Genomic DNA, 4,180 nt, shown 5'->3' on the forward strand with positions numbered 1-4,180 from the left:
GCGGGTTGACCTCACCGTTCAGCCGGCGGCGGTCACCAGCGTGATCGGCCCGAACGGGGCCGGCAAGACCACCGTGCTGAACATGATTTCGGGCTTCTACCGCCCGACCGCCGGGGCGATCCGGCTGGGAGGACGCGACCTCGCCGGGCGGCCGGCGCACGTCGTCGCCCGCGCCGGCATCGCGCGCACCTACCAGACCACGCGCCTGTTCGGCTCGCTCCCGGTGGTCGACAACGTCGCCCTCGGTTTCGCGCCGGGCCGGCTGTGGCGCCGCGCGCGGGCGCAGGACCGCGCGACGGCCGCGTCGCTCCTCGCGTTCGTCGGCTACCGGGGCGCCCTCGACCGCTTGGCCGCCGAATTGCCCCATGTCGACCGGCGGCTCGTGGAGATCGCCCGGGCGCTCGCCGGCGGCCCCACGGTGCTGCTTCTCGACGAGCCCGCCGCCGGCCTGTCGCGGGCCGACACCGACCGGCTGGCCGGCCTGATCCGCCGGATTGCCGACAGCGGCGTCGCGGTCGTCCTGGTCGAGCACGACATGCCGCTGGTGATGGGCATCTCCGACCACATCCTCGTCATGGATGCCGGGCGCCCGATCGCACGCGGCATGCCCGCCGAGATCCGGCGCGACCCAGCGGTCCTGCGCGCCTATCTCGGCGGCGCCGACACGCCCGCCCGGCCGCGAAGCACGCCGTGGCAGGGGCCGGCGGATGCCGTCCTCTCCGTCCTCGATCTGACGGCCGGCTACGGCGCCGCGCCCGTCCTCGAGGGCATCCATCTCGACGTGCGGCCGGGCGAGACCGTCGCCCTGCTGGGCGCCAACGGCGCCGGCAAGTCTACGGCCATGCGGGCTCTGGCGGGACTGCTGCGCCCGGTGGCGGGATCGATCGTGTTCGACGACCGGCGCGTCGAGGCGCTGCCCGCGCACCGGATCGCCCGCAGCGGCCTCGTCCTGGTGCCGGAGGGCCGACAGGTCTTCCCGGAGCTCAGCGTCGTCGAGAACATCCGCCTCGGCGCCTTCGGACGCGGGACGCCGATCGACCCGGCCGAGGTCGAGCGCCTGCTCGACCGGTTCCCGCGGCTGCGGGACCGGGCGGCGAGCCGGGCGGGCCTGCTCTCCGGCGGCGAGCAGCAGATGCTGGCCATCGCCCGCGGGTTGATGGCGCATCCGCGCATCCTGCTCCTCGACGAGCCGTCGCTGGGCCTCGCCCCGGCGATGATCAACGCCCTCTACGCCACCGTGGCCGAACTGCGCGACGAGGGCGTCACCATCCTGATCGTCGACCAGATGGCCGCGCTCGCCCTCACGGTCGCCGACCGCGGCTACGTGCTGGAGCAGGGCCGGGTGGTCGCGCGCGGAACCGCCGCGGCACTGTCGGCGGACAAGGGGCTGGAAGCGGCCTATCTCGGTGCGGCGTAACAGGGTCTCCACATGGACACGAATGCGGGCCACGGCCGCTACAGCTTCAGCGCGCTCCCGGACCGGCCGGTCTACGACTGGCCGGAGGGCAAGCGCCTCGCCGTCTATGTCGGGCTGAACCTGGAGACCTTCGCGTTCGGCGAGGGCCTGGGCGCCGAGCTGGCGCCGGGCGGCCCGCAGCCGGACGTGCTCAACTACGCGTGGCGCGACTGGGGCAACCGGGTCGGCGGGTGGCGGATCGCCGAGATGCTGGACGCCCTGGCGATGCCCGCGAGCGTGCTGGTCAACAGCAACCTCTACCGGGACTGCCCCGGGCTGATCGAGGCGTTCCGCGCCCGCGGCGACGAGATCGTCGGCCACGGGCGGACCAACGCGGAGCGGCAGGGCACCCTCGAGGAGGCCGCCGAGCGGGCCCTGATCGCCGAGACGACGGCGGTGATCGCCGCGCAGGAAGGCCGCCCGCCTTCCGGCTGGCTCGGCCCCTGGATCTCGCAGTCGCAGGTGACGCCCGACCTGCTCGCCGAGGCAGGCTACCGCTACCTGCTGGACTGGGACCACGACGACCAGCCCACGTGGTTCGCGACCCGCAACGGCGGCCGGATCCTGACGGTGCCGTACCCGCAGGAACTCAACGACATCCCCGCCATCGTCGCCCGCAAGGAGACGGGCCGCCAGTTCGCGGACGCCATCGTCGACGCCTTCGACGAGATGTTGGAGCAGTCCCGGCGTGCGCCCCTCGTCATGGGCATCGCGCTCCACCCCTACATCGTCGGACGACCGCACCGGCTGCGGCCCCTGCGGCGGGCGCTCCAGCACATCGCCGACCACCGCGGCGACATCTGGCTCACCACCGCCGGGGCGATCGCCGACCACATCGTCGCGCAGGAGGCCGGGCCGCGCTGACGCGGCCCCAGTCCGGGCCGGGGGGCCTCAGAGCACCTGCGACAGGAACCGGCGCGTGCGCTCGTCCTGGGCGGAGGCGAAGAAGGTCGCGGGCGGCCCGTGCTCGACGATGACGCCGCGGTCGGTGAAGTAGATGTGGTCGGCGACGTCGCGGGCGAAGTTCATCTCGTGCGTGACGAGCATGCAGGTCATGCCCTCCTCGGCGAGTTCCCGGATCGTCACCAGCACCTCTTTGACCGTCTCCGGATCGAGGGCGGCGGTGACCTCGTCGAACAGCATCACGTCCGGCCGCATCGCCAGCGAGCGGGCGATGGCCACGCGCTGCTGCTGGCCGCCGGACAGCTCGCCGGGATAGGCGTTCTCCTTGCCGGCCAGCCGGACCTTGGCGAGGAGCGCCCGCGCCCGCGCCTCGACCTCTCGCTTCTCCTGACCGAGGACGTGGATGGGAGCCATCATCACGTTCTGCAGCGCGGTCTTGTGCGGGAACAGGTTGTATTGCTGGAACACCATGCCGACCTTGCGGCGCAGCGCCAGCTTGTCGAGCCGCGGATCGGTGACGTCGATCCCCTCGACCTCGATCGAGCCCGCGGTGACCGGCACCAGCGCGTTGATGCAGCGGATCAGCGTCGACTTGCCCGAGCCCGAGGGGCCGATGATGCAGACGACCTCGCCCTTGCGGACGTCGAAGCTGATCCCCTTCAGCACCTCGAACGTCCCGAAGGACTTGTGCACGTCGGCGATGCGGACGATCGGCTGATCGGGCGTCCAATTCGGGGACGGGGTTTCGGCCAGGGTCGCGCGCGTCATGGTTTCAACGGGTCTCGAAGCGGCGTTCCAGGGCGGCGGTGAACCGGTCGATCGGGTAGCAGTAGAGGAAGAAGCAGAGCAGGGCGAAGCCGTAGAGCGGGGCGAACAGCTCGGGGCGGCCGCCCTCGGCGGCGTGCACCTGTGCGGTCAGCGTCAGCATCTCGGTGACGCCGACGATCGACGCCTGCACCGTCGCCATCGCGATCAGCGAATAGACGTTCATCCAGGGCGGCAGCATCCGCTTTGCGCACTGGGGCAGGATGATGCGCCACATCGTCTGCCGCCGGGTGAAGGCCAGGGATTCGGCGGCCTCCCACTGGGTGTTCGGCACCGAGCGCACCGCGCCGCGGACGATCTCGGCGACGTTGGCCATGACCGGCAGGCTGAAGCCGAAGGTCGCCTTCACCCAGTCGGGCAGCGGCACGCGGAGGCCGAACACCGTGATCTGGAACGGCACGAGGAACATCACGAAGAACAGCAGCACCAGCCAGGGCACGTTGCGGAACACCTGCGTGGCGCACCACGCGAGGCGGGGCAGGATCCGCCCCTCCGCCAGCATGGCCAGCCCGAGCCCGATGCCCGCCACCGTGCCGATCGCCATCGCCATCAGCGAGATCGCCACGTTAAAGGCGAAGCCCGTGAGCAGGAGCGGCGCCCACTTGATCACGACCTCCAGCGGCGACAGCGCGGCGGCCCCGCCCTGCGCCCAGGCCGGGACGGCGACGACGGCGAGCCCGGCGAGCAGCCGGAGATGGGCCGGGCGCAGGCGCGACGCTGCGCGGTCCTTTGGGAGCGCGAACGGCAGGAGGACCGGCAGGTCCCCCGGTCGCCGGCCCTGCGAATCTGGGGCGCTCATCGGCCGTATCCCGGGATGCGCAGGGCGCGCTCCCAGCGGTGCATGATCCAGACGAGCACGCCGACGAGGACCGCGTAGGTCGCCAGCAGCACCAGCATCATCTCCAGGACGTTCTGCGACTCGGACCAGATCTGCTTGACCGCGTACAGGGTCTCCGGGACCGCGATGGCGTAGGCCAACGTGGTGGTCTTCAGGAG

General features: G+C 72.0%; 4 protein-coding genes and 1 pseudogene. 2 read left to right on the top strand and 3 right to left on the bottom strand.

Annotated features, from left to right (window positions below):
• Together I53_RS07800 and I53_RS07805 are read left to right on the top strand one after the other, a co-directional pair.
• Nucleotides 1-1,417, top strand: a 1,417-nt coding sequence (locus tag I53_RS07800) for an ATP-binding cassette domain-containing protein (RefSeq protein ID WP_043348793.1), incomplete at its 5' end; no start/stop codon positions are given.
• 12 nt (nucleotides 1,418-1,429) lie between these two features.
• Complete coding sequence (locus I53_RS07805) at nucleotides 1,430-2,320, top strand: polysaccharide deacetylase family protein (protein ID WP_043348795.1); 891 nt, start codon at nucleotides 1,430-1,432, stop codon at nucleotides 2,318-2,320.
• A gap of 27 nt (nucleotides 2,321-2,347) precedes the next feature.
• Here the strand turns inward: I53_RS07805 and I53_RS07810 are convergent, their stop codons facing one another.
• The 3 genes and pseudogenes from I53_RS07810 to I53_RS07820 form a co-directional block, all read right to left on the bottom strand.
• On the bottom strand, nucleotides 2,348-3,127 hold the full coding sequence (locus I53_RS07810; RefSeq protein WP_043348798.1) for an amino acid ABC transporter ATP-binding protein: 780 nt from the start codon (nucleotides 3,125-3,127) through the stop codon (nucleotides 2,348-2,350).
• 4 nt (nucleotides 3,128-3,131) lie between these two features.
• On the bottom strand, nucleotides 3,132-3,983 hold the full coding sequence (locus I53_RS07815; protein WP_043348801.1) for an amino acid ABC transporter permease: 852 nt from the start codon (nucleotides 3,981-3,983) through the stop codon (nucleotides 3,132-3,134).
• Nucleotides 3,980-4,180 (bottom strand): annotated as a pseudogene (locus I53_RS07820) (amino acid ABC transporter permease); the annotation flags it as partial. The gene I53_RS07815 and the pseudogene I53_RS07820, both read right to left, overlap by 4 nt.

It is taken from the genome of Methylobacterium sp. B1 (genome assembly GCF_000333255.1).
GTDB lineage: Bacteria > Pseudomonadota > Alphaproteobacteria > Rhizobiales > Beijerinckiaceae > Methylobacterium > Methylobacterium fujisawaense.

Coding starts and splice junctions, on each gene's coding strand:
- I53_RS07810 (WP_043348798.1), bottom strand. CDS start 3,127: ATGACGCGCGCGACCCTGGCCGAAACCCCGTCCCCGAATTGGACGCCC.
- I53_RS07805 (WP_043348795.1), top strand. CDS start 1,430: ATGGACACGAATGCGGGCCACGGCCGCTACAGCTTCAGCGCGCTCCCG.
- I53_RS07815 (WP_043348801.1), bottom strand. CDS start 3,983: ATGAGCGCCCCAGATTCGCAGGGCCGGCGACCGGGGGACCTGCCGGTC.